This is a genomic window from Brenneria sp. hezel4-2-4, assembly GCF_013155275.1.
Taxonomy (GTDB): Bacteria; Pseudomonadota; Gammaproteobacteria; order Enterobacterales; family Enterobacteriaceae; genus Brenneria.
Genome location: NZ_JABJXS010000005.1, coordinates 1 through 22,632, shown reverse-complemented (window position 1 = coordinate 22,632; position 22,632 = coordinate 1). Strand labels below are relative to the sequence as shown.

19 protein-coding genes and 1 riboswitch are annotated in these 22,632 nt (G+C 53.2%); of the genes, 9 read left to right on the top strand and 10 right to left on the bottom strand.

All coding sequences use genetic code 11. The features are described from left to right. Positions 1-52 precede the first annotated feature (52 nt). From rraA to priA, 7 genes are all read right to left on the bottom strand, one after another. Positions 53-538 (bottom strand): ribonuclease E activity regulator RraA, encoded by a 486-nt coding sequence (gene rraA, locus HOY33_RS11990; protein ID WP_172290449.1) that lies wholly within the window; start codon positions 536-538, stop codon positions 53-55. Between the two features lie 123 nt (positions 539-661). Continuing rightward, positions 662-1,579, bottom strand: coding sequence for a 1,4-dihydroxy-2-naphthoate polyprenyltransferase (locus HOY33_RS11985; protein ID WP_172290448.1), 918 nt, complete (start codon positions 1,577-1,579; stop codon positions 662-664). Positions 1,580-1,709: 130 nt separating this feature from the next. Further along, positions 1,710-3,041: an HslU--HslV peptidase ATPase subunit gene (gene hslU / locus HOY33_RS11980; protein ID WP_172290447.1), complete on the bottom strand. Its 1,332-nt coding sequence runs from the start codon at positions 3,039-3,041 to the stop codon at positions 1,710-1,712. A gap of 9 nt (positions 3,042-3,050) precedes the next feature. After that, on the bottom strand, positions 3,051-3,581 hold the full coding sequence (gene hslV / locus HOY33_RS11975; protein ID WP_172290446.1) for an ATP-dependent protease subunit HslV: 531 nt from the start codon (positions 3,579-3,581) through the stop codon (positions 3,051-3,053). 85 nt (positions 3,582-3,666) lie between these two features. After that, the gene (gene ftsN / locus HOY33_RS11970) at positions 3,667-4,464 is read right to left on the bottom strand and encodes a cell division protein FtsN (protein ID WP_172290445.1); all 798 of its coding nucleotides are present in this window, start codon (positions 4,462-4,464) and stop codon (positions 3,667-3,669) included. A gap of 88 nt (positions 4,465-4,552) precedes the next feature. Continuing rightward, positions 4,553-5,563 (bottom strand): DNA-binding transcriptional regulator CytR, encoded by a 1,011-nt coding sequence (gene cytR, locus HOY33_RS11965; protein ID WP_370541637.1) that lies wholly within the window; start codon positions 5,561-5,563, stop codon positions 4,553-4,555. A gap of 293 nt (positions 5,564-5,856) precedes the next feature. Further along, a complete protein-coding gene (gene priA / locus HOY33_RS11960; RefSeq protein WP_172290443.1) occupies positions 5,857-8,052 on the bottom strand; it encodes a primosomal protein N' in 2,196 nt (731 codons plus the stop codon). Positions 8,053-8,308: 256 nt separating this feature from the next. On the opposite strand from priA, the gene rpmE reads away from it, so the two are divergent. Then, positions 8,309-8,524 (top strand): 50S ribosomal protein L31, encoded by a 216-nt coding sequence (gene rpmE, locus HOY33_RS11955; RefSeq protein ID WP_172290442.1) that lies wholly within the window; start codon positions 8,309-8,311, stop codon positions 8,522-8,524. A gap of 145 nt (positions 8,525-8,669) precedes the next feature. Here the strand turns inward: rpmE and metJ are convergent, their stop codons facing one another. Then, positions 8,670-8,987 carry a met regulon transcriptional regulator MetJ gene (gene metJ, locus HOY33_RS11950; RefSeq protein ID WP_121574058.1) on the bottom strand — a complete coding sequence of 106 codons (318 nt, stop codon included), beginning with the start codon at positions 8,985-8,987 and terminating at the stop codon, positions 8,670-8,672. A gap of 249 nt (positions 8,988-9,236) precedes the next feature. On the opposite strand from metJ, the gene metB reads away from it, so the two are divergent. The 4 genes from metB (at position 9,237) to oxyR (ending at position 15,484) form a co-directional block, all read left to right on the top strand. Then, the gene (gene metB / locus HOY33_RS11945) at positions 9,237-10,397 is read left to right on the top strand and encodes a cystathionine gamma-synthase (RefSeq protein WP_172290441.1); all 1,161 of its coding nucleotides are present in this window, start codon (positions 9,237-9,239) and stop codon (positions 10,395-10,397) included. Between the two features lie 2 nt (positions 10,398-10,399). Then, entirely contained in the window at positions 10,400-12,835 is a 2,436-nt protein-coding gene (locus HOY33_RS11940; RefSeq protein ID WP_172290440.1) for a bifunctional aspartate kinase/homoserine dehydrogenase II, read from the top strand. Positions 12,836-13,049: 214 nt separating this feature from the next. Beyond that, positions 13,050-13,943 carry a methylenetetrahydrofolate reductase gene (gene metF, locus HOY33_RS11935; protein WP_172290439.1) on the top strand — a complete coding sequence of 298 codons (894 nt, stop codon included), beginning with the start codon at positions 13,050-13,052 and terminating at the stop codon, positions 13,941-13,943. A 623-nt stretch (positions 13,944-14,566) separates the two neighbouring features. Beyond that, positions 14,567-15,484 (top strand): DNA-binding transcriptional regulator OxyR, encoded by a 918-nt coding sequence (gene oxyR, locus HOY33_RS11930; protein WP_172290438.1) that lies wholly within the window; start codon positions 14,567-14,569, stop codon positions 15,482-15,484. On the opposite strand, the gene sthA is transcribed toward oxyR, so the two are convergent. Continuing rightward, on the bottom strand, positions 15,467-16,867 hold the full coding sequence (gene sthA, locus HOY33_RS11925; RefSeq protein WP_172290654.1) for a Si-specific NAD(P)(+) transhydrogenase: 1,401 nt from the start codon (positions 16,865-16,867) through the stop codon (positions 15,467-15,469). The two genes, oxyR and sthA, sit on opposite strands and share 18 nt — an antisense overlap. A 198-nt stretch (positions 16,868-17,065) precedes the next feature. Between sthA and fabR the strand changes: the two genes are divergently transcribed. Together fabR and HOY33_RS11915 are read left to right on the top strand one after the other, a co-directional pair. Next, entirely contained in the window at positions 17,066-17,698 is a 633-nt protein-coding gene (gene fabR / locus HOY33_RS11920) for an HTH-type transcriptional repressor FabR (protein WP_172290653.1), read from the top strand. A 36-nt stretch (positions 17,699-17,734) separates the two neighbouring features. Beyond that, positions 17,735-18,118 carry a YijD family membrane protein gene (locus tag HOY33_RS11915; RefSeq protein WP_172290437.1) on the top strand — a complete coding sequence of 128 codons (384 nt, stop codon included), beginning with the start codon at positions 17,735-17,737 and terminating at the stop codon, positions 18,116-18,118. Positions 18,119-18,152: 34 nt separating this feature from the next. On the opposite strand, the gene trmA is transcribed toward HOY33_RS11915, so the two are convergent. Continuing rightward, positions 18,153-19,256: a tRNA (uridine(54)-C5)-methyltransferase TrmA gene (trmA, locus tag HOY33_RS11910; protein ID WP_172290436.1), complete on the bottom strand. Its 1,104-nt coding sequence runs from the start codon at positions 19,254-19,256 to the stop codon at positions 18,153-18,155. Positions 19,257-19,386: 130 nt separating this feature from the next. After that, positions 19,387-19,610: riboswitch (cobalamin riboswitch) on the top strand. 66 nt (positions 19,611-19,676) lie between these two features. On the opposite strand from trmA, the gene btuB reads away from it, so the two are divergent. Next, positions 19,677-21,503: a TonB-dependent vitamin B12 receptor BtuB gene (btuB, locus tag HOY33_RS11905; RefSeq protein ID WP_172290435.1), complete on the top strand. Its 1,827-nt coding sequence runs from the start codon at positions 19,677-19,679 to the stop codon at positions 21,501-21,503. Then, positions 21,448-22,305 (top strand): glutamate racemase, encoded by an 858-nt coding sequence (murI, locus tag HOY33_RS11900; RefSeq protein ID WP_172290434.1) that lies wholly within the window; start codon positions 21,448-21,450, stop codon positions 22,303-22,305. The genes btuB and murI overlap by 56 nt, the downstream gene beginning before the upstream one ends. Positions 22,306-22,632: the final 327 nt, after the last annotated feature.

Genomic DNA, 22,632 nt, shown 5'->3' with positions numbered 1-22,632 from the left:
GGGCGGCCTTTCGCCCTTTTCGCCGTTCAATACGTTTGGCGGTAGAACCAGATTATTCAATATCCAGCGGATCTTCCGCCAGAATAATCCCGGTGTTGTCAGCGTAAAGATGATCGCCGGAGAAGAAAGTGACGCCGCCAAAATTAACGCGGATATCGCTTTCGCCAATCCCTTCGCTGGCTGCGCCGGCCGGGATCGCCGCCATCGCCTGGATACCGATATCCAACTCGGCCAGATCGTCTACCTGACGTACCGCGCCGTAGATGACAATGCCTTCCCATTCGTTCTGGGTCGCCAGCCTCGCCAGCTCCGCGTTGATTAACGCCCGGCGCACCGAGCCGCCGCCGTCGATCAGGAGTACGCGCCCGCTGCCGTTTTCTTCCAGCAGGTCATAAAGCAGGCCGTTATCCTCAAAACATTTCACCGTGGTGATTTTCCCACCAAATGAAGTACGCCCGCCAAAATTGGAGAACAGAGGTTCAACAACATTCACCTCTTCGTGATAAATATCGCACAGTTCGGAAGTATCGTATTTCATAGGATTTACGTCAGTTTGCCGCTGGGGTAATGAGTATATCCCTTTCTGACGGATGTTGGCAAAATCATCAAATGTTAACTTGATACGCATCAGTAAACTGTTGCGTACCGTTCACTTCCGCCATCAGCTCAGCATAACGCCCACGGCAAACAGAATATTGGTCAGCAGCGCGCCCTTGACGGTTTTTTCCAGCATTGGACGCATGCTGAAGGCGCTGGTTTCGCGCAGAACATAGATAGCCTGTTTGAGCAGCAAAGGCAGCGTCAGGATGAACAGCCAGCCCGCCAGGCTATGCAGATAGAGTAGGGCAAACAGGCCGAGGCAAACCGGCGCCAGCAGCAGCAATACGGTGTGATAGCAGCGGGCTTTTTGCGCGCCGAGACGCACCGCCAGCGTATTTTTCCCGCTGATGCGGTCATTGTCGATGTCGCGTAGGTTATTGATATTTAAAACCGCTGTCGCCAACAGCCCGCAGGCGGTCGCCGGCAGCATGACGATGCTATCGAAATGGCCGGTTTGCAGATAGTAGGAGCCGGCGACGCTCAGCCAGCCGAAAAAGATCAGCACTGAGATATCGCCCAGCCCGATATAACCGTAGGGTTTGTTCCCGACGGTATAGGTGATGGCGGCCAGAATAGCCAGCAGCCCCAGCACCAGAAAACCGATGATGTCGGTTGGTTTCTCACAGGCGGCAATCACCAGCGAGACGCCGGAAATAATGGTCAGGGCGATGGTGACGATCAGCGCATTGCGTAGCTGCGGCAGGGTAATGACGCCGGTCTGGATACCGCGCAATGGACCAATACGCTCTTCGGTGTCGCTGCCTTTTATCGCATCCCCATAGTCATTCGCCAGATTGGAAAGAATTTGCAGTAATCCGGCCGTCAGCAGCGCCAGTAATGCAATTCCCGGTTTAAAACTGCTATGCCAGCTTGCAATCGCCGAGCCGGTGACGATAGAAGCGAAAGCTAATGGCAATGTTTTAGGACGTAAACTGTCCAGCCAGGCTTTGGTCTTGCTGCTACGGATTGATGAGGTCATGGTGTGCTTCAATTTCCATAATATGAATATGGCTGTTTATAAAAAATTGCTGTAACGACAGTGCTATAAACACAAGTGGGAGGCCTTGGCCTCCCACTTGACAGTTAACAGGACGATCCGTGAAAACGGATTATAAGATAAATCGGCTCAGATCTTCATCTGCTACTAATTCATCCAGGTGACTACGTACGTAATCTGCGTCAATGGTAACGTTTTGACCGTGCATTTCGCTGGCATCGTAAGAGATATCTTCAATCAAACGCTCCAGTACGGTATGCAGACGACGCGCGCCGATATTCTCTGTACGCTCGTTGACCTGCCACGCGGCTTCCGCAATGCGGCGGATACCGTCTGTGGAGAATTCAATGCCGACGCCTTCTGTTGCCATCAATGCTTTGTATTGCTCGGTCAATGATGCGCTTGGCTCCGTCAGGATACGCTCAAAATCTTCCGTCGTCAGCGCCTGTAATTCAACGCGAATGGGTAAGCGCCCCTGCAATTCGGGGATCAGATCCGACGGGCTGGCAACCTGAAATGCGCCGGATGCGATAAACAGGATGTGGTCGGTTTTGACCATACCGTGTTTGGTGGAGACGGTGCAGCCTTCCACCAGCGGCAGCAGGTCGCGCTGTACGCCTTCGCGGGACACGTCCGGGCCGGAACTCTCACCTCGCTTACAGATTTTGTCGATCTCATCGATAAACACGATACCGTGCTGCTCGACGGCTTCGATCGCCTGCTGCTTCAGCTCTTCCGGGTTAACCAGTTTGGCGGCTTCTTCCTCGATCAGCAGCTTGAAGGCCTCCTTGATTTTCACTTTACGGGCTTTCTGCTTCTGACCCGCCAGATTCTGAAACATGGATTGCAACTGGTTGGTCATTTCTTCCATGCCCGGCGGCGCCATGATCTCGACGCCGACCGGCGCGGCGGCCAGATCGATTTCAATCTCTCTGTCGTCCAGTTGGCCTTCGCGCAGTTTCTTGCGAAACGTCTGACGCGTCGCCGATGGCTCGGCATTCTCTTCCGGTTGCCCCCAGTTGTTTTTAGCCGGGGGGATCAGCACGTCAAGAATACGTTCTTCCGCCAACTCTTCGGCGCGGTGACGGTTCTTCTCAATGGATTGCTGACGCACCATTTTTATCGCTGAATCCGTTAAATCACGGATGATCGAGTCGACTTCCTTACCGACATAGCCGACTTCGGTGAATTTGGTGGCTTCTACCTTGATGAAAGGCGCGTTGGCCAGCTTGGCCAGACGACGGGCGATTTCGGTTTTACCCACCCCGGTAGGGCCGATCATCAGGATATTTTTGGGCGTGACTTCGTGGCGCAGCACTTCTTCCAACTGCATACGCCGCCAGCGGTTACGCAACGCAATCGCCACGGCACGCTTGGCTTTGTGTTGACCGATGATATAGCTATCAAGTTCGCTGACTATTTCGCGCGGGGTCATTTCAGACATAGTTGATCCTTACGCCTTTGAGGCTAATTCTTCAATCGTGTGGAACTGGTTGGTATAGATACAGATATCGCCGGCAATACTTAACGATTTCTCGACAATATCCCGCGCACCTAACTCCGTATTTTCCAGTAACGCGCGAGCGGCAGCCTGCGCATAGGGACCGCCGGAACCGATGGCGATCAAATCATTTTCCGGCTGTACGACATCGCCATTACCGGTAATAATCAGTGATGCATTTTCATCCGCCACGGCCAGCAACGCTTCCAGCCGGCGCAGCATACGATCGGTACGCCAATCTTTCGCCAGTTCTACGGCGGCTTTCACCAGATGCCCCTGATGCATTTCCAGCTTGCGCTCAAAAAGTTCGAATAGGGTAAATGCGTCTGCCGTACCGCCGGCAAAACCGGCGATAACGCGATCGTTATAAAGACGCCGCACTTTTCGCACGTTGCCTTTCATCACGGTGTTTCCCAGCGTGGCCTGCCCATCGCCGCCGATGACCACGTGGCCGTTGCGGCGTACACTTACAATTGTTGTCACGAGTAAATCCCCGTTACCGAATAAAAAGACCCCCGCGGTTGGCGGGGCGTATTGAATTTATAGATGGGGGAGGGGGCGGGATTTTTCAACCCCCGCTGGCAAGCGGGATACAGCTGGACGTCCCGGCATCCTTAAGACGCTGGATCATTTTGTCGGCGGCCGCACGATTATTATAGGGGCCCAGCATGATCCGGTTCCATCCGCCGTTGGAGGCGATCCGGCTTTCAATGCCGGCAAAAGCCAATTGCGCTCTTACCGACTCGGCAGGCTCCATGCTTTTGAATGAGCCGCACTGCACAATCCAGCGTTGCGTTTTTTCCGGCTTAGGCGTCTCAGGTTGTTTTACGGCTTCCTGCTTCGGCGCGACCGGCGTCGCCGCGACCGGCGCGCGTGAAACCGGCGCCGGTGTTTCCGTCGGCGGTTTGATGATTACCTGTGAACGCGGCACCTGGATCTGATCGTTATAAGGCACCTCAGAGAGCTGCGTCGGCTGGCGGCGCATATCGGACTGCATCTGCTCCAGCAGTTGGCGCTGTTCGTCAGTCAACTGTACCGGCGACTGAACCTCTCCTCCGGCGGAGGGTTCGGTGGGGGAAGGAACGCCAAGCTGGCGGTTTTCCAGCTCTTTAATGTAACGCCAACGCTCCTCCGGCTTGGGAGGCAATCCGTTCCCTTTCCCCATACTTTGATGTGGCAATACCGGCGACTCTTCCGGTTTATTATGGGCGATAAAATACAACCCGCCCGCAAAGGTGACCAAAACGGCGACAGCGAGAGCTATCATGATTTTGGACGTTCCTGACGTGTTGCTCTTTCTCCGGCCGGTCGTCTTTTTCCGGCGCGTGCCTGAGCGCCCCCGGCTGACATAGTCTCTTTGTGCCACTGTCGTTTCGCTGTGAATTGAATATTGAATAAAGTAATTAGGAGGCCATGTTACTGAACCCTAAAATATTTGACCAGCACCAGAAGTCTTAAAGCCGGCTACGGGAATAATTCAGCGCCGCGGTGCTCTCGCGTATCACCAGCTCGCTGGCCAGCAGTCGGGAGCCGGTATGAACCCTGTGCCCGTGGAGTTGCTCTAATAGTAGCAGCATTGCTTCGCGTCCGATCTGATAACGTGGTTGCGCCACTGTGGTTAACGGCGGCGAGCAATATAGCGCTTGCTCGATATCATCAAAACCGACCACGGAGATATCATGCGGTATATCCAGTCCCATTTTTTTCGCCTGCGACAGTACGCCAAGCGCCATGATGTCGCTATGACAAAAAATAGCGCTGGGGGGCAGAGGGTGCTTCATCAGCGCGATTAAGCCGTTCACCCCGGTTTCATAACTAAAATCGCCCCGGATAATATATTGATTATCAATGGTTATGCCGCTGCGACGCAATGCCTGCACATAACCTTGCAGGCGGTATTGGCTCAGGTGCATATGCTCTGGCCCGGCAATACAGGCGATGCGTTGATGACCCAATTGATGCAAATAGTGCACAGCCTCAAAGGCGGCCGTCAGATTATCAATATGTACGGTCGGCAATTCCAACTCAGGCGAAAACTCATTGGCCATCACCATCGGCGGCAGGTTCCGCTGCTCTTCTTTGCCCGCATCGAACGGTAGGTTGGAGCCCAGCAGCAGCATACCGTCAATCTGTTTGGTAATGATTAAGTCGACAAAGGTTTTCTCTTTCTGGCGCTGGTGGGCGCAATCGCCTATCAGCACCAGATAGCCGTGTTCGGCCGCGGTTTCTTCGATTCCTCTGAATATCTCTGAAAAATAAGGATCGCAGATGTCCGGTACAATGGTCAAAATGGTGCGTGATTCATTGCGCTTAAGGTTTCGCGCCAACGAATGGGGAGAATATCCCACGGCAATAACCGCGTGTTCTACTTTTTTTCGTGTTGTTGCGGATACTTTTTCCGGATTCATCAACGTACGGGATACGGTTGCCGTTGACACGCCGGCCTTATCCGCCACGTCTTTCATCGTCGCGGTGGTAACGGTTCTCTTCTGCTCCAACGCTTTTCTCCTTGCGTCAGCGTAAACTGGCGCTATCAGCCCGGGTTGTCTGTTTCCCCTTCAGCTGTGGTGACTAACCATCATTCATCAATGACAGCGCTCGTTATGTTTCGTATTTATTGTTGCCATTCTTGTCAGCATACTGCTTTCGCGAACAGTCTTAACAGATTGAGCGCAATTTTCATTGCTTAATTTGCATAGAAAATGTGACAGATGTCAGTTTCTCGATGCGGTTCGCAATAGCGGCAGCGTTGGACACGCTAACTGTCCGTTGGGTCGACATCCAGCACCCACTTCACTTTACGTGACTGCGGCAGCGTGTTGATTAACGGGATTGATGTTCTTACCAGGCGTTGTAACAGAGACCGTGAGGGATGTTGCAACAGCAACTGCCAGCGAAAGCGGCCTGCGCGTTTGGGTTGTAATGCCGGCACCGGGCCGAGCAACCAGAGTGATTCATCCCGCAGCGGGCTGCTTTCCAGCAGATTCCTCAGCTGTTGCAGGAACAGCGCCGCCTGCTGATTATCATGATCGGCGGCGCGAAACAAAATATGGTTGGTGAATGGCGGCAGAAAAACGCTCTGTCTCTCTTTCAACGTTTGACCGGCAAAGGCGTCATAGCCTTGTTGCAGCAGGATTTGCAGCAAAGGATGTTCCGGATGATGGGTCTGCAACACCACTTCTCCCGCTTTCCCCGCCCGGCCCGCGCGCCCTGAAACCTGCGTATAGAGTTGGGCGAAACGCTCGGCGGCGCGAAAGTCGGCGGAAAACAGCGAGCTGTCCACATCCAGCAGCGCAACCAGCGTCACATTGGGAAAATGGTGGCCTTTTGCCAGCATCTGCGTACCGATAAGGATGCGGGCGCCGCCTTGCCTCACCTGTGACAACTGTTGTTCGAGCGCGCCTTTGCGGCTGGTGGTGTCGCGATCGATACGCGTAATCGGTATTTGCGGAAACAACGGCGTCAGCACCTGTTCCAGCCGTTCGGTTCCCATACCGACCGGAACCAGATTGGTTGAACCGCACTGCGGGCACTGATCCGGCACCGGGCGGTGGCTATCGCAATGATGGCAGCTCAGTATATGCTGCTGCTGATGCAGCGTGTAATAGTGATCGCAACGCGGGCATTCCGCAATCCAGCCGCACTCATGGCACATCACCACCGGGGCGAAACCGCGCCGGTTCAGAAATAAAATCACCTGGTTATCCTGAGCCAGATGATGCCGGATGCGGGTGATTAACGGCTGCGACAGTCCGGCGGTAAGCGGCTGGCCTTTTAAATCAAGAATATGCTGGCTGGCCAGTCTGGCGTTCCCCGGCCGTTTGCTGAGCGTCAACTGCCGGTATTTACCCATCTGTACGTTATACAGCGTTTCCAGCGCCGGCGTGGCGGTGCCCATGACTATCGGAATATTTTCTTCTCTGGCGCGGAATACGGCCAGATCGCGCGCATGGTAACGCCAGCCTTCCTGCTGTTTGTAGGAACTGTCATGCTCTTCATCGATCACGATCAGGCCCAGGCGGGCAAAGGGCGTAAACAGGGCGGAGCGGGTGCCGATGACGATGGCCGTCTCGCCCGAGCGGGCGTTCAGCCAGACGGCAAGCCGCTCGCTGTCATTCAGACCCGAATGCAACACGTCGACCGGCGCATTGAAGCGTTCGCGAAAGCGGGCAATGGTCTGCGGCGTCAGGCCGATTTCCGGCACCAGCACCAATGCCTGTTTCCCCTCCGCCAGCACGTTTTCCAACACGCTGAGATAAACCTCCGTTTTCCCTGAACCGGTAATCCCCGCCAGCAGCCAGGCGGCAAAATGGTTATCTTCACTGCGGATCGCTCCCACGGCGGTGGCCTGTTCGGTATTCAGACGCAGGCGCTCGCCCGAAATGCTGAAATTTTCACGCCAGTCGCGCACCGCTTGTTCGGCGGCTTTTAAATCGCACAGTCCCTTTTTACGCAAAGCCTGTAACGCCGTTTCCGTCAGGTCGGTTTCGCTGACCTGATGGCGATAAAGCGGAGCCTGAAATAAGGCCGCCATCGCCTGTTGCTGTTTCGGCGCGCGTTTCAGCGTATCCAGCGGCGTCGCTTTACCCTGTTCCGTGGCGAACCATTGCCACAGCGGCGCGCGGTGCGCCGGCTTTCCCTGACGCAGCAGAATGGGTAAAGCATGAAACAACACTTCCCCGATCGGGTAGTGATAGTAGTCCGCCGCCCACAGTAAAATGCGCCACAGGCTGGGCGGAAACAGCGGTTGCTGGTCGAGAATGGCGTGCAGCGGTTTGAGCTGTTCCATCGGCAACTCGCTGGACTCGCTGAGTGCGACGATAATGCCGATCGTCCTGCGGTTTCCGAAAGACACGCTAACGCGTACGCCCGCCTGGGGGGCAACGCCCGCGGGGAGGATATAATCGAATGTACGTGCTAACGGCACGGCGAGTGCGACCTGAGCGACAGTCATGACTTCTCCGGCTGGGATCAGAATATGGCGATTTTAACCAACCGCGGCATAGGCGTGAAATAGCGCAAAGCGCTAGTGTACATGTTGCGCAGGATAATGTGTGGATGCGATTGCATCGGATGGTTAGTTTCTGTATGATTCGCCGCCATTATACTGCATTGTATAATGGTTGAAGCATTCGACTTCTTACTCAACTTTCGTGTGGTGTCTGGCGGAACAGGGCTGGATAGCGACACGGCCTTAACAGAGGTTTCCCATGAAAAAAGGTATTCACCCGAATTATGTTGAAGTTACGGCAACATGCTCTTGCGGTAACGTCATCAAAACCCACTCTACCGTGGGCCACGACCTGAACCTGGACGTTTGTGGCGCTTGCCACCCGTTCTATACCGGCAAACAACGCGTTGTTGACACCGGTGGTCGTGTTGAGCGCTTCAACAAGCGTTTCAGCGTACCGGGCGCCAAGAAATAAGTTTTTTACCCGGCGAGCGGTAAAGATAACAAAGGCACCTCGGGGTGCCTTTGTTGTTTCTCATCCGTCTGTTTTAATCAGTCATTCCAATACCAAAAAACATCGCCAATGCGCCCGGTGTAATCATTTACGTCTACGTCGCCGCTCAGTATTCCCAGGTATCCGGGTTGATCCCCATTTCCCGCATGATGATTTTGGCTTCTTCTGGAATTTCATCACTACGTTCTTTACGCAGATCCTCATCGTTGGGCAGCGGCTGGCCGGTGAAGGCGTGTAAAAAGGCTTCACACAGCAGCTCGCTGTTGGTTGCGTGACGCAGGTTGTTAACCTGACGCCGGGTCCGCTCATCGGTTAGTATCTTTAATACTTTCAGCGGAATAGATACGGTGATTTTCTTCACCTGTTCGCTTTTTTTACCGTGTTCAGCGTAGGGGCTGACATACTCGCCGTTCCACTCAGCCATGGGATACCTTAAAAATTAGTCGTAATGGAGATATACCCGTTATCTTTCAGATTGCCGGCGCGTGGGCTTTCCGCATCCTGAAATCTATTGGGTGTAGCATCTGTCATGAAATACCACGATTCTAGCGGTTATTACGCTTATGCTCAATCTATACGCAAAGAAGTTTAGAAGTCTAGATGTATTGACGTCCAAGTCAACTGAGTTTACTCTTGAGTTCCTATCTTCAGCCTCCAGCCAGGAAAAGAGCAGATGACGCGTAAACAGGCAACGATCGCAGTTCGCAGCGGATTAAATAACGATGAACAGTATGGCTGCGTTGTTCCCCCCATTCATCTTTCCAGCACCTATAACTTTACCGGGTTTAATCAGCCAAGAACGCACGATTACTCTCGCCGGGGCAATCCTACCCGCGATGTCGTTCAGCGCGCGCTGGCCGAACTGGAAGGCGGTGCGGGTGCGGTCATGACCAGCAGCGGCATGTCGGCCATTATGCTGGTATGTACGGTTTTTCTGCGTCCCGGCGACCTGCTTGTCGCGCCGCATGATTGCTATGGCGGCAGCTATCGCCTGTTCGACAGTTTAGACAAACGGGGCGCTTTCCGCGTCAAGTTTGTCGATCAGGGAGATGAAGCGGCCCTTAACGCGGCGTTGGAAGAGAAGCCAAAACTGGTGCTGGTGGAAAGTCCCAGCAATCCCCTGCTGCGCGTGGTGGATATCGCCGCTATTTGCCAGGCGGCGCGCGCCGCGGGCGCCATCAGTCTGGTGGATAACACCTTCCTGAGTCCCGCGTTGCAGCAGCCGCTGGCTCTGGGGGCGGATTTGGTGGTGCACTCCTGCACTAAATACCTGAACGGTCATTCCGACGTGGTGGCGGGAGCGGTGATTGCCCGCGATCCGGAAACGGTAACCGAACTTGCCTGGTGGGCCAACAATATTGGCGTAACCGGCGCCGCGTTTGATAGTTATCTTCTGCTGCGCGGCCTGCGGACGTTGTCTCCGCGTGTGGCGGCGGCGCAGAAAAATGCGCTACAGTTGGTTGAGTATTTACAGCAACAGCCGCTGGTGAAAAAATTATATCATCCCTCACTGCCGCAGAATCCCGGCCACGAGATTGCCTGTCGTCAGCAATCCGGGTTTGGCGCGATGCTCAGTTTTGAACTGGACGGCGATGAAGACACTCTGCGTCGTTTCCTTGAATCGCTGGAGTTCTTCACGCTGGCGGAGTCGCTGGGTGGGGTGGAAAGCCTTATTTCCCATGCCGCGACGATGACCCATGCCGGTATGGCGCCGGAAGCGCGCGCCGCTGCGGGGATTTCCGAAACGTTATTGCGTATTTCAACCGGTATTGAAGACGGTGATGATCTTGTTGCCGATCTGGATCGTGCATTTCAGGCCGCAGCGAAGAGGTAAGAATGAGTGCATCAGGAGTAGCGGGAACGGTAACTGGCCGGCAACTGCATAAGTTTGGTGGAAGTAGCCTGGCTGATGTGAAGTGTTATCAGCGCGTCGCCGGTATTATGGCCGAATACAGCCGGCCCGGCGATTTAATGGTGGTTTCCGCCGCCGGCGGCACCACTAACCAGCTCATCAGCTGGTTAAAGCTGAGTCAAAGCGATCGACTGTCGGCGCATCAGGTTCAGCAGGCGTTGCGGCGCTATCAGAGCGACCTGATCGCCGGGTTATTACCTCCCGAGGCGGCTAACCCCCTGACGACCCAATTTATCCGCGATCTGGAGCGTTTAGCGACGCTTCTGGATGGCAAAATCAGCGAGGCCGTGTATGCCGAAGTGGTGGGACACGGCGAGATCTGGTCGGCCCGTCTGATGTCCGCGCTGCTCAACCATCTGGATATGCAAGCGTCCTGGCTGGACGCGCGTGACTTTCTGCGTGCGGAGCGAGCGGCGCAGCCGCAGGTGGATGAAGGGCGTTCCTGGCCTTTGCTGCAACAGCGTCTGACCCAGCATGTGGGGCAGCGTCTGGTGGTTACCGGGTTTATCTGTCGTAACGATGCCGGTGAAACGGTATTGCTGGGACGCAATGGCAGCGACTATTCCGCGACGCAAATCGGTGCGTTGGCCGGCGTTGAACGTGTGACCATCTGGAGTGATGTCGCCGGGGTTTACAGCGCGGATCCGCGAAAAGTTAAGGATGCCTGTCTGCTGCCGCTGCTGCGGCTGGATGAGGTCAGCGAACTGGCGCGATTGGCCGCGCCGGTGCTGCATACCCGCACGTTACAGCCGGTATCCGGCAGCGATATCGATCTGCAACTGCGTTGCAGTTACCAGCCGGAACAGGGTTCTACCCGTATCGAGCGCGTACTGGCCTCCGGTACGGGGGCCAAAATCGTCACCAGCCATGATGACGTTTGTCTGATTGAAGTTCAGGTGCCGACGGAACATGACTTCTCTCTGATACAAAAAGAGATTGAACAGCTACTGAATCGCGCGCAGATAAAACCGTTGGCGACGGGGATCCATCACGATCGCAACCTGCTGCAACTGTGCTACACCTCTGAGGTGGTCGATAGCGCCTGGCGGTTACTCAACCAGGCTGCGGTGCCCGCGCGATTAACGATGCGCGAAGGGTTGGCGCTGGTGGCGATGGTGGGCGCCGGCGTCTGCAAAAATCCTTTGCATAGTCACCGCTTTTACCAGCAATTGAAAGATCAGCCGACCGAGTTTATCTGGCAGTCGGAAGATGGCATCAGTCTGGTGGCTGTGCTGCGCGTCGGGCCGACAGAACACCTGATCCGCGGGCTGCATCATTCGTTGTTCCGGGCGGAAAAGCGCATTGGTCTGGTATTGTTCGGCAAGGGAAATATCGGTTCCCGCTGGCTGGAGCTGTTCGCCCGCGAGCAGACCAATATTTCCGCCCGCACCGGGTTTGAGTTTATTCTCGCCGGCGTGGTGGACAGTACCCGCAGTTTGTTGAATTACGACGGTCTGGATGCCAGCCGGGTATTAGCCTTTTTTGAGAATGAAGCGCGGGAGCATGATGGCGAAGATCTGTTCCTGTGGATGCGCGCGCATCCGTTTGACGATTTAGTGGTGCTGGATGTGACCGCCAGCGAGTCGGTTGCCGATTTATACCTTGATTTCGCCAGCTACGGTTTCCATGTGATCAGCGCGAATAAGCTGGCGGGCGCTTCCGGCGGCAATAATTATCGCCAGATCCGGGATGCTTTCGCCAAAACCGGCCGCCACTGGTTATACAACGCCACTGTCGGCGCGGGCTTGCCGGTGAACTTTGCCGTCAGGGATCTGCGGGAAAGCGGCGATAGTATTCTGGCGATCAGCGGCATTTTCTCTGGCACGCTGTCGTGGCTATTCCTGCAATTTGATGGTTCAGTGCCGTTCACCGAGCTGGTCGATCAGGCCTGTCAGCAAGGATTGACGGAACCCGATCCGCGCGTCGACCTGTCAGGTCAGGATGTCATGCGTAAGCTGGTGATCCTGGCGCGTGAGGCCGGATATGAAATTGAACCGAGCCAGGTTCGTGTTGAATCACTGGTTCCGGCGGGGGGAGAGCAAGGTTCCGTCGATCAATTCTTTGAGAATGGCGAATCGCTGAATGAGCAGATGCTGCAACGATTGGAGGCGGCGCAGGAAATGGGGCTGGTCTTGCGTCATGTCGCCCGCTTTGACAGTAACGGTAAGGCCCGCGTCGGCGTTGAGGCGGTAAGACCCGATCACCCGCTGGCGTCGTTGTTGCCGTGCGATAACGTATTTGCCATTGAAAGCCGCTGGTATCGGGATAATCCGCTGGTGATCCGCGGTCCGGGCGCCGGACGGGATGTAACGGCCGGGGCTATCCAGTCGGATTTAAATCGTCTGGCGCAGCTGCTTTAAGGCCAATGATCACGGCGGTAACGAGCGACTCGCCGTTCGTTGCCGCCGTCGCGCGCCATCATGAATATCCTTCACGTTACATGAGTAATCATCACCGTCTATCCCGATTAAAAGCATTGACTCTTTAGGCAGATTGCGTCATTTTCTATATAGACGTCTAAACGTATAGACGTTTGCAAATAATAATCACGGCAACGGTTGATGGGGTGGCAGGATGAGTTTTTTTCACGCAAACCAGCGGGAAGCGCTGAATCAAAGTCTCGCGGAACTACAGGGACAAATTAATGTTTCATTTGAGTTTTTCCCACCGCGCACCAATGAAATGGAAAAAACGCTGTGGAATTCCATTGACCGTCTGAGCAGCCTCAAGCCGAAGTTTGTTTCCGTCACCTACGGAGCGAATTCTGGTGAGCGTGACCGTACTCATAGCATCATTAAGACGATTAAAGAACGCACGGGTCTGGAAGCGGCGCCGCATCTTACCTGCATTGACGCATCTCGCGACCATCTGCGTGAAATCGCGCAAGATTACTGGCAGAGCGGTATTCGACATATCGTGGCGTTGCGCGGAGATTTACCTGAAGGCGGCGGCAAACCGAAAATGTATGCTGCCGATTTAGTCTCGCTGCTAAAAGAAGTCGGCGACTTTGATATTTCCGTTGCGGCCTACCCGGAAGTACACCCGGAGGCCAAAAGCGCTCAGGCTGACCTGATCAATCTGAAGCGTAAAATCGACGCCGGCGCTAATCGGGCGATCACCCAGTTCTTTTTTGATGTGGAAAGCTACCTCCGTTTTCGTGACCGCTGCGTTTCCACCGGCATTGATGTCGAGATCGTGCCCGGTATCCTGCCCGTATCCAACTTCAAGCAGTTACAGCGCTTCGCCACCCTGACTAACGTTCGTGTGCCGAACTGGATGACGGCGATGTTTGACGGTCTGGATAATGATCCTGAGACCCGTAAAATGGTCGGCGCATCCATAGCTATGGATATGGTGAAAATCCTGAGCCGTGAAGGAGTAAAAGATTTCCACTTCTATACCCTCAATCGCGCTGAATTGAGCTACGCGATTTGTCATACGTTGGGCGTGCGCCCCGCTATCGCCTGAACGGGATGGATGAATGAAAACCCTGCGGCGGCAGGGTTTCACGCCGCTGAAAAATCTCCCTGGCTCCATCCTGCTTGCACTGAACCGTCCTTTCGCGCTCCACCCCGGATAATACCTCCTTTCACCGGGTAAAAATCCAAAGTTGGTTTTTACCATCGGCATATTCATGCCATTATTGAGTTCACTTTTTCGTCGCGCATGAATGCGATATATGCGCATGTTGGCCTGTTTTCCCGGCATTCATCACAAATGCGTTGTTAATCGAAATACACAAAATGCTATCAATGCCAAATTGCTTGAATACGTCTGCTAACTCGTTATAGCGTGACGGATAGCGGGAAGCGTTGGCCGATGAATCGAAAACCATGACGGTTTATTACTGAACAACTCGCTGTTCTGACCGCATTTCATTGAGCGCTCTGACGCTTAGGAAGTCATTGGCGGCGGTTCCTGACTGATAGACACGGACTCGACCTATTAATAGTAAAATATTGTTTTATTTAGGTAGAAATAAATAGATATGCTTCGATGGAAGGTATTATTTACTTTAGATATTGATAGGGATAATCTCTCGTTGCCACTCTATCTATCGTTGTTTGCTATCATGATAAGGAGAATAATAAATGAATATTCGGGATTTAGAGTATTTGGTGGCGTTAGCAGAACATCGTCATTTTCGACGTGCCGCGGATTCTTGCCACGTTAGTCAGCCAACACTCAGTGGACAAATCCGTAAGTTGGAAGATGAATTAGGGGTTATGCTGCTGGAACGAACCAGTAGAAAAGTCCTGTTTACCCAGGCGGGTTTATTGCTGGTTGAACAGGCTCGTACCGTATTACGCGAGGTGAAAGTATTGAAAGAGATGGCCAGCCAGCAGGGCGAAACGATGTCGGGGCCGTTGCATATCGGCCTGATCCCGACAGTCGGCCCCTACCTGCTGCCGCAAATCATTCCGATGTTGCACCGTACGTTCCCCAAGCTCGAAATGTATCTGCATGAAGCACAGACCCATCAGCTTTTGGCGCAACTGGACAGCGGCAAGCTGGATTGCGCCATATTGGCGCTGGTGAAAGAGTCCGAAGCCTTTATCGAAGTGCCCTTGTTTGATGAGCCGATGAAGCTGGCCATTTATCAGGATCACCCCTGGGCGAATCGGGAACGGGTGGCGATGGCCGATCTGGCCGGTGAAAAACTACTGATGCTGGAGGACGGGCATTGTCTGCGCGATCAGGCAATGGGGTTCTGTTTTCAGGCCGGCGCCGACGAAGATACGCATTTCCGCGCGACCAGCCTGGAAACGCTGCGCAACATGGTGGCGGCAGGCAGCGGGATCACGCTGTTGCCATCGCTATCGGTGCCGCATGAGCGCGAGCGCGACGGCGTTTGCTATTTGACCTGCTATAAACCCGAGCCGAAGCGCACCATTGCACTGGTTTATCGCCCCGGCTCGCCGCTGCGCGGACGCTATGAACAATTGGCCGATACCATCCGCGAGCATATGCAAGTTTATATGGAATCCGTGTCAAAACAGGCGGTTTAACCCGTTTAGCGCCGCAACCCGGTAGGCTTCTGCCATGGTTGGATAATTGAAGGTAGTATTAACGAAGTATTCGATAGTATTACCTTCACCTTTCTGTTCCATAATCGCCTGCCCGATATGAATAATTTCCGCCGCTCGCTCGCCAAAGCAGTGGATCCCCAGTATTTTTTTCGTTTCCCGATGAAATAAGATCTTCAGGCTTCCCACGTTCATTCCGACAATCTGCGCGCGCGCCAGATGCTTGAACTGCGCGCGGCCTACTTCATAAGGTACTTTCATTGCCGTGAGCTGCTGCTCGGTTTTCCCCACGGAACTGATTTCAGGAATGGTATAAATCCCGGTGGGAATATCTTCAATCAAATGGGCGCTGGCATCGCCTTTGATGATGGCCTGGGCGGCAAGGCGACCTTGATCGTAAGCAGCGGAGGCCAGACTGGGATAGCCGATGACGTCGCCGACGGCGTAAATGTGCGCCAGCCCGGTCTGATACATGCTGTTGACGCTGAGTTGACCGCGGCTGTCGGTGCTCAGGCCGATTTGTTCCAGACCGAGCGTTTCGGTGTTGCCGGTGCGACCGTTGGCGTACAACAGGCAATCGGCCTTCATCTTTTTACCTGACTTGAGGTTAACGACGACCCCGTTATCCACGCCCTCAATGTTTTCAAATTCTTCGTTATGGCGGATCACCACGCCGTTGTTCCAGAAATGATAAGACAGAGCGTCCGACATCTCCTGATCGAGAAAGGCCAGCAGGCGATCGCGGGTATTGATCAGATCAACTTTGACGTTAAGACCACGGAAAATGGACGCGTACTCACAGCCAATTACCCCCGCCCCGTAGATGATGACGTGCCGAGGTTCGTGATCGAGTTGCAGTATGGAATCGCTGTCGTAGATTCGGGCGTGGTTGAAGTCGACTTCTGCCGGATGGTAGGGGCGCGAACCTGTGGCAATAATGATATTGGCCGCGGTCAGCGTATCGTGGGTATTGTCCGGGTAATGAATGGCAAGGGTATGCGCATCAATAAACCGCGCCTCGCCAGAGAACAGGTCGCACTGATTACGTTCGTAAAATCCCTGACGCATTTGGGTTTGTTGGCCGATAACGCTGTCTGCGTGGCGAAGAATGTCGGCGAATGAAGAGCTGATAACGCGGGCGTTATCGCTGTATAGCGGGTTTTGGTTGAATTCAATAATACGGCTGACGGCATGGCGCAGCGCTTTGGAGGGAATCGTTCCCCAATGGGTGCAACCGCCGCCGACATTATAGTGCCGTTCAATCACCGCTATTTTTGCGCCCTGTTTGGCTAACCCCATGGCGGCGCCTTCACCGCCGGGCCCGGAACCGATAACGATGGCGTCATAATCGAATTGCTGTTGCATAGTCATAGTAGGGGAAACCTGGGTTATACAAAACAATAACGTAATTGTAACATCTGCCGTAAAGGAACCCAATCATCCTTATTGTTATTATGGAAAGCGGTTATCACATTTTTAATATGACAAACTTTGTCTCAGTATGCTGACAATAAAGTTTGCTATAGTGCCTTTCTGGAAAGGAAAGCAGATGATTTAGGCAGGATAATGGGTGTCAGAGCACAACAAAAAGAACGGACTCGTCGTTCCCTTATTGAGGCGGCGTTCAGCCAGTTAAGCGCTGAACGCAGTTTTGCCAGCCTGAGTTTACGCGAAGTCGCGCGTGAAGCCGGTATCGCGCCCACCTCTTTCTACCGTCACTTCCGTGACGTGGATGAACTGGGGCTGACGATGGTGGATGAAAGCGGGCTCATGTTGCGTCAGTTGATGCGTCAGGCACGGCAGCGGATTGCCAAAAGCGGCAGCGTAATAAAAACATCCGTTTCAACCTTTATGGAGTTCATTGGTAATAACCCAAATGCTTTCAGGCTGTTATTACGTGAGCGCTCGGGAACTTCCGCCGCATTTCGTGCGGCGGTGGCCCGTGAGATCCAGCATTTTATCGCTGAACTGGCGGACTATCTGGAAGTCGAAAATCATATCCCGCGTAGTTTTGCGGAAGCGCAGTCGGAAGCGATGGTCACCATTGTTTTCAGCGCCGGGGCGGAGGCGCTGGATGTCGGCCTGGAACAGCGGAGGCAGTTGGAGGAGCGGTTGGTATTGCAACTGCGTATGATTTCTAAAGGCGCTTACTACTGGTATCGCAAAGAGCAGGACAACACATCCGGTACGTCGTAAATTTTAGGTGTAGACAGGCATGAGAAAGGAAAGGCCATGACAGAACAACCTCATCATCATCGGGAAAAAGGTACGCTGCTTCTGGCGCTGGTCGCCGGTTTGTCGGTTAACGGCTCATTTGCGGCATTGTTCAGCACCCTCGTTCCTTTTTCGATATTCCCCCTGATTGCGCTGGTCTTATCCGTATATTGTCTGCACCAGCGTTATATGCACCACAGCATGCCGGAAGGTATTCCTATGCTGGCGGCCGCCTGTTTCTTGTTAGGATTGTTACTCTATAGCGCGATTGTACGTGTTGAGTACCCCGCCATCGGCTCAAACTTTGTTCCCTCGATTCTTTGCGTGGCGTTGGTATTCTGGATTGGTCTTAAGCTGAGGGGCCGTAAATCAGCCGAAGAGCGCGAGCCGCCCGAATTATGAACACAGGCGGTTGAGACCGCCTGCATGACAACGATTACCGGCGTTGCTCCAACAGCACGCCGCACTCCATGTGGTGGGTGTAGGGGAATTGGTCAAACAGCGACAACTGGCTGATTTTATGGGTTTCAGTCAGCGTCTCCAGATTTTGGCACAACGTTTCCGGGTTGCAGGAAATGTAGAGAATACGCGGATAAGCTTGTACCAGTTTGACCGTTTCTGTATCCAGCCCGCTGCGCGGCGGGTCGACGAAAATGGTTTCGCAGCGATAGCCCGTCAGATCAATGCCTTGTAAACGCTTAAACTGACGCACTCCGTTCATCGCTTGCGTAAATTCTTCCGCCGCCATGCGGATAATCTGCACGTTATCAATATGATTGGCGGCAATGTTATATTGCGCCGCAGCCACCGAAGGCTTGGCGATTTCGGTCGCCAGAACGCGATCAAAATTGCGCGCCAGCGCCAGTGAGAAGTTCCCGTTGCCGCAGTACAATTCCAGCAAATCACCGGTTGCGCCTTCAGTGGCTTTCAACGCCCATTCCAGCATTTGAATATTCATCGCCGCGTTAGGCTGGGTGAAGCTGTTTTCCACCTGGCGATAAACCATATTCCGTCCTGCGACGGGCAGACATTCGTCTACATAATCCCGATCCAGACAAATTTTGGTTTTTGTCGCTCGCCCAATAAGCTGGAGCTGAAAACCCTGTGAGCGTAACGCGTCCCGCAGCGTGCTGGCATGCTGTCGCCATTCGTCATTCAACGCCCGGTGATATAACAGGGAAACCACCACTTCGCCGCTTAATGTGGAAAGATAGTCAATCTGGAATAGCTTCTGGCGCAGGATCGGATTGGGCCGTAATGCGGCAATCAGCAGCGGCATCAGTCGGTTAATCAACTCGCTGGCCGCAGGAAATTGATCGACCCGGATACGCTGCTTGGTCTGCTGATCGAACATAATGTGGTAGAGATCGTCACCATCATGCCAGATACGAAACTCGGCGCGCATCCGGTAATGGCTGGTTGGGGAACGGAAAACGGCCGGCGCCGGCGCATCAAACTGCGCCATCATCCCGCACAGACGTTCCGTTTTTTGTGCGAGCTGGTCGTCGTACTGATCAATGGGCAGGGTTTCTGGCGTCATGGTTTTCTCGTCTGAACGGCATCTAAAAGGATTTTATTGGCCGGAATTGTAGGGAATCCGGTCGGGATGTCCAGTTTTGTCGCGCGAACGGTTGGTCGTGAAATGGAAGTCTAGACATCTGCGTAAGGCGATCATAGCATGGTCGTCCGGCCTCGCAATCTGAGTTAAAAGGGAATCCAGTGTGAATCTGGAGCTGACGCGCAGCGGTAAGGGTAGCCTGAACGATAGCATTTATGCAGACACTGTCTTTTGAAGATGGGAAGTCATCGCTCTTTGTTGTTCCACCATGTCTGTTTTGCATCATGGTAACAACGGCCCCAAGCCCGAAGACCTGCCGGTATACGTCGCAGTGACCATGATCATCGCGTGCTATTCATCATGGTAATGCGGCATCCTTATCTATGGTTGGATGCTCGATTCATGTTTAATAAAAAAATAACGTTGCTGGCCGCGCTCTCCGCCGCGGCTTTTTCCTCCTGGGCGCAAGAGGGGGCTGACACGATGGTGGTGACGGCAAATCGTTTTCCGCAGCCTGTTTCATCTGTACTGGCGCCGATGGATATCGTTACCCGTGATGATATCGATCGTTGGCAGGCTAAAAGTCTGACTGATGTGATGCGTAGACTGCCCGGCGTGGATATTGCCCAGAACGGGGGGCGTGGACAAAGTGCATCAATGTTTATTCGCGGCACAAATTCCAGCCATGTACTTGTGCTAATTGACGGAATTCGTATGGCTTCCCCGGGTGTGACCGGTAGCGTGGATTTCAACCAGATACCGATGTCATTGGTACAGCGTATTGAGTATATCCGAGGCCCTCGCTCAGCCGTTTATGGCCCGGAAGCCATCGGTGGGGTAATTAATATCATTACCCAGAAAGAGGCTGACGGAGGAAAACTGGAAGCGGGTGTCGGTTCACATAAATATCAAATTTACGATGGCGGCATACGCCAGCATGTTGGTGACAATACCGCGATAAGTTTAGCTGGCTCTTTTGAAGAGACGCAGGGTTTCAATGTGTATCCTACGTCATCTGTTCCGGCAGACAGCGATAATGACGGTTTTCGTAGTAAGTCTCTGTGGGGAAGCGTAGAGCAGAAATTCAGTGATTCGGTTTCTGGTTTTGTGCGTTCGTATGGCTACGGCAATAAGACCGATTATGATCAGGTGTTTGCTGATTCCAGCGATCGGCGGCAGCTATACAGCCGAAATTTTGACGGTGGTTTACAATTCCAGAATCGCGATTTTGCATCGCAGCTTATTGGGAGTTATCAGACATATAAGGATTATAACTTTGAATCTGCCAAGGGGAACTATGCCCCCGGTTATTCGTTAAATGAAGTGACGCAACGAAGTTTGCTGTGGGGCAATACGCTACAGATATTAAAGGGTTCGGTCAGTGCTGGTGTTGATTGGCGCAGAGAGGAAAATAAGCCGGGAACGAGTAATCAAGGACATGCGCGTGAAAACACGGGACTCTACCTTACCGCGCAGCAACAATATTTTGATCAAGTAACATTAGAGGGGGCTATACGTACAGACGATAGTAGCCAGTATAATCGTCATAACACTTGGCAGGCAGCTGCGGGCTGGGAGTTTATACCCGATTATCGTTTCACCGTATCATACGGGACTGCGTTTCGTGCTCCTGCTTTCGGCCAGATATACGGTATCTGGGGCAATGAAAATATTAAGGCAGAAGAGTCATCCCAATGGGAAGCCGGCGTGGAAGGGCTGACGGGATCTTTGTCATGGCGTTTATCCGCTTATCGCAACAAAATTGATAACCTAATAGATTACGATTTCGTTACCAATAAGTATTTCAATACAGATAAAGCCACCATTAAAGGCGTTGAGTGGACAGGTAATATTGATACGGGGATATTTAGTCACCGCTTGACGTTAGAGTATCTGGATCCTCGACGGGATTCCGATAATACGCTATTGCCGCGTCGATCCAAGCAAAAAGCTTCCTATCAGGTTGATTGGACCATGTTTGATATTGATATGAATATCGCTTATCAGTACAACGGTAAACGATATGATAACAGTCCAAATATGTTTAACTCTCAGCAGCGCCGTCTGCCAAGCTACAGCACCGTCGATCTCGCCGCATCATATCCGATAACCTCTCAGCTAACGGTTCGTGGTAGAATCGCCAACCTGTTTGATAAAGATTATGAGACGGCATATGGCTACCGAACGGCAGGACGAGAATATTATCTCACCGGAAGCTATACTTTCTGACCTGCCAGCCCGTCCCACTATTCTGGTATTTGACTCCGGTGTGGGCGGGTTGTCTGTTTACAATGAGATTCGGCAGTTGTTGCCGGATCTCCACTATATCTACGCATTCGACAATGAAGCGTTTCCCTACGGCGAAAAACCGCAGCAGTTCATTATCGAACGCGTCGTTGAAATTGTTACCGCGGTTCAGCAACGTCACCAGCTGGCGCTGGTAGTCATTGCCTGTAATACCGCCAGCACCATTTCTCTCCCGGCCTTGCGGGAGCGATTCGCTTTTCCGGTCGTCGGCGTGGTGCCTGCCGTTAAGCCTGCCGCCAAACTGACGCGTAACGGTATCGTTGGTCTGCTGGCTACGCGGGCCACTGTGCAACGGTCTTATACGCATGAGCTTATCGCTCGATTCGCCAATGACTGCCAGATACTTTTACTTGGGTCTTCCGAACTGGTTGAACTGGCTGAAGCTAAGCTGCAAGGGGAAACGATCCCGATAGAAGAGTTGCGGAAAACCCTGCGTCCGTGGCTGCGTTTACCGGAGCCTCCCGATACGGTTGTGCTCGGCTGTACACATTTCCCGTTATTAACGAATGAACTGCAACTAGCTCTACCTGACGGCACCCGGTTTGTGGATTCAGGCGCAGCGATTGCGAGAAGAACCGTATGGCTGGTGGCGAATCTTGAACAGCCGCCGCTCTCGACAGAAAAGAACCTGGTGTATTGTCTGAAGATCACGCCTAATGTCGCCACGCTTTGGCCGGTATTACAGCGTTATGGTTTTTATTCGCTGGAAAAACTGCCGCTTTAATACAGTTATGGATAAATAGTAGGCGGTTGGTCGCTTTTTTGCATTTAGCGCTTGTAAGCCGCGGGGAAGTGCCTATAATGCGCCTCCACTGACACGGCAACGGCGATTACGCGGTTGGGGTGACGGTAAGAAGTCAGGCAATAATCACTTGACTTCACAGCGGAATTGCATAACATATGCGGCCCGCGCCACAGCTTGCTGTGGCACTGCTCTTTAACAATTTAATCAGACAATCTGTGTGGGCACTCACAAGACAATATCGGCAAACGATATAAAAAAGTCTTGAAGAGTGACTGACAGTAAATTCATTACGAATAAACAGTTATT

What these genes read in the sequence shown, in the direction of transcription:
- rraA (WP_172290449.1), bottom strand. Translation starts at nt 538, where the DNA reads ATGAAATACGATACTTCCGAACTGTGCGATATTTATCACGAAGAGGTG.
- HOY33_RS11985 (WP_172290448.1), bottom strand. Translation starts at nt 1,579, where the DNA reads ATGACCTCATCAATCCGTAGCAGCAAGACCAAAGCCTGGCTGGACAGT.
- hslU (WP_172290447.1), bottom strand. Translation starts at nt 3,041, where the DNA reads ATGTCTGAAATGACCCCGCGCGAAATAGTCAGCGAACTTGATAGCTAT.
- cytR (WP_370541637.1), bottom strand. Translation starts at nt 5,563, where the DNA reads ATGAAAGACGTGGCGGATAAGGCCGGCGTGTCAACGGCAACCGTATCC.
- priA (WP_172290443.1), bottom strand. Translation starts at nt 8,052, where the DNA reads ATGACTGTCGCTCAGGTCGCACTCGCCGTGCCGTTAGCACGTACATTC.
- rpmE (WP_172290442.1), top strand. Translation starts at nt 8,309, where the DNA reads ATGAAAAAAGGTATTCACCCGAATTATGTTGAAGTTACGGCAACATGC.
- metJ (WP_121574058.1), bottom strand. Translation starts at nt 8,987, where the DNA reads ATGGCTGAGTGGAACGGCGAGTATGTCAGCCCCTACGCTGAACACGGT.
- metB (WP_172290441.1), top strand. Translation starts at nt 9,237, where the DNA reads ATGACGCGTAAACAGGCAACGATCGCAGTTCGCAGCGGATTAAATAAC.
- HOY33_RS11940 (WP_172290440.1), top strand. Translation starts at nt 10,400, where the DNA reads ATGAGTGCATCAGGAGTAGCGGGAACGGTAACTGGCCGGCAACTGCAT.
- metF (WP_172290439.1), top strand. Translation starts at nt 13,050, where the DNA reads ATGAGTTTTTTTCACGCAAACCAGCGGGAAGCGCTGAATCAAAGTCTC.
- oxyR (WP_172290438.1), top strand. Translation starts at nt 14,567, where the DNA reads ATGAATATTCGGGATTTAGAGTATTTGGTGGCGTTAGCAGAACATCGT.
- sthA (WP_172290654.1), bottom strand. Translation starts at nt 16,867, where the DNA reads ATGCAACAGCAATTCGATTATGACGCCATCGTTATCGGTTCCGGGCCC.
- HOY33_RS11915 (WP_172290437.1), top strand. Translation starts at nt 17,735, where the DNA reads ATGACAGAACAACCTCATCATCATCGGGAAAAAGGTACGCTGCTTCTG.
- trmA (WP_172290436.1), bottom strand. Translation starts at nt 19,256, where the DNA reads ATGACGCCAGAAACCCTGCCCATTGATCAGTACGACGACCAGCTCGCA.
- btuB (WP_172290435.1), top strand. Translation starts at nt 19,677, where the DNA reads ATGTTTAATAAAAAAATAACGTTGCTGGCCGCGCTCTCCGCCGCGGCT.
- murI (WP_172290434.1), top strand. Translation starts at nt 21,448, where the DNA reads ATGGCTACCGAACGGCAGGACGAGAATATTATCTCACCGGAAGCTATA.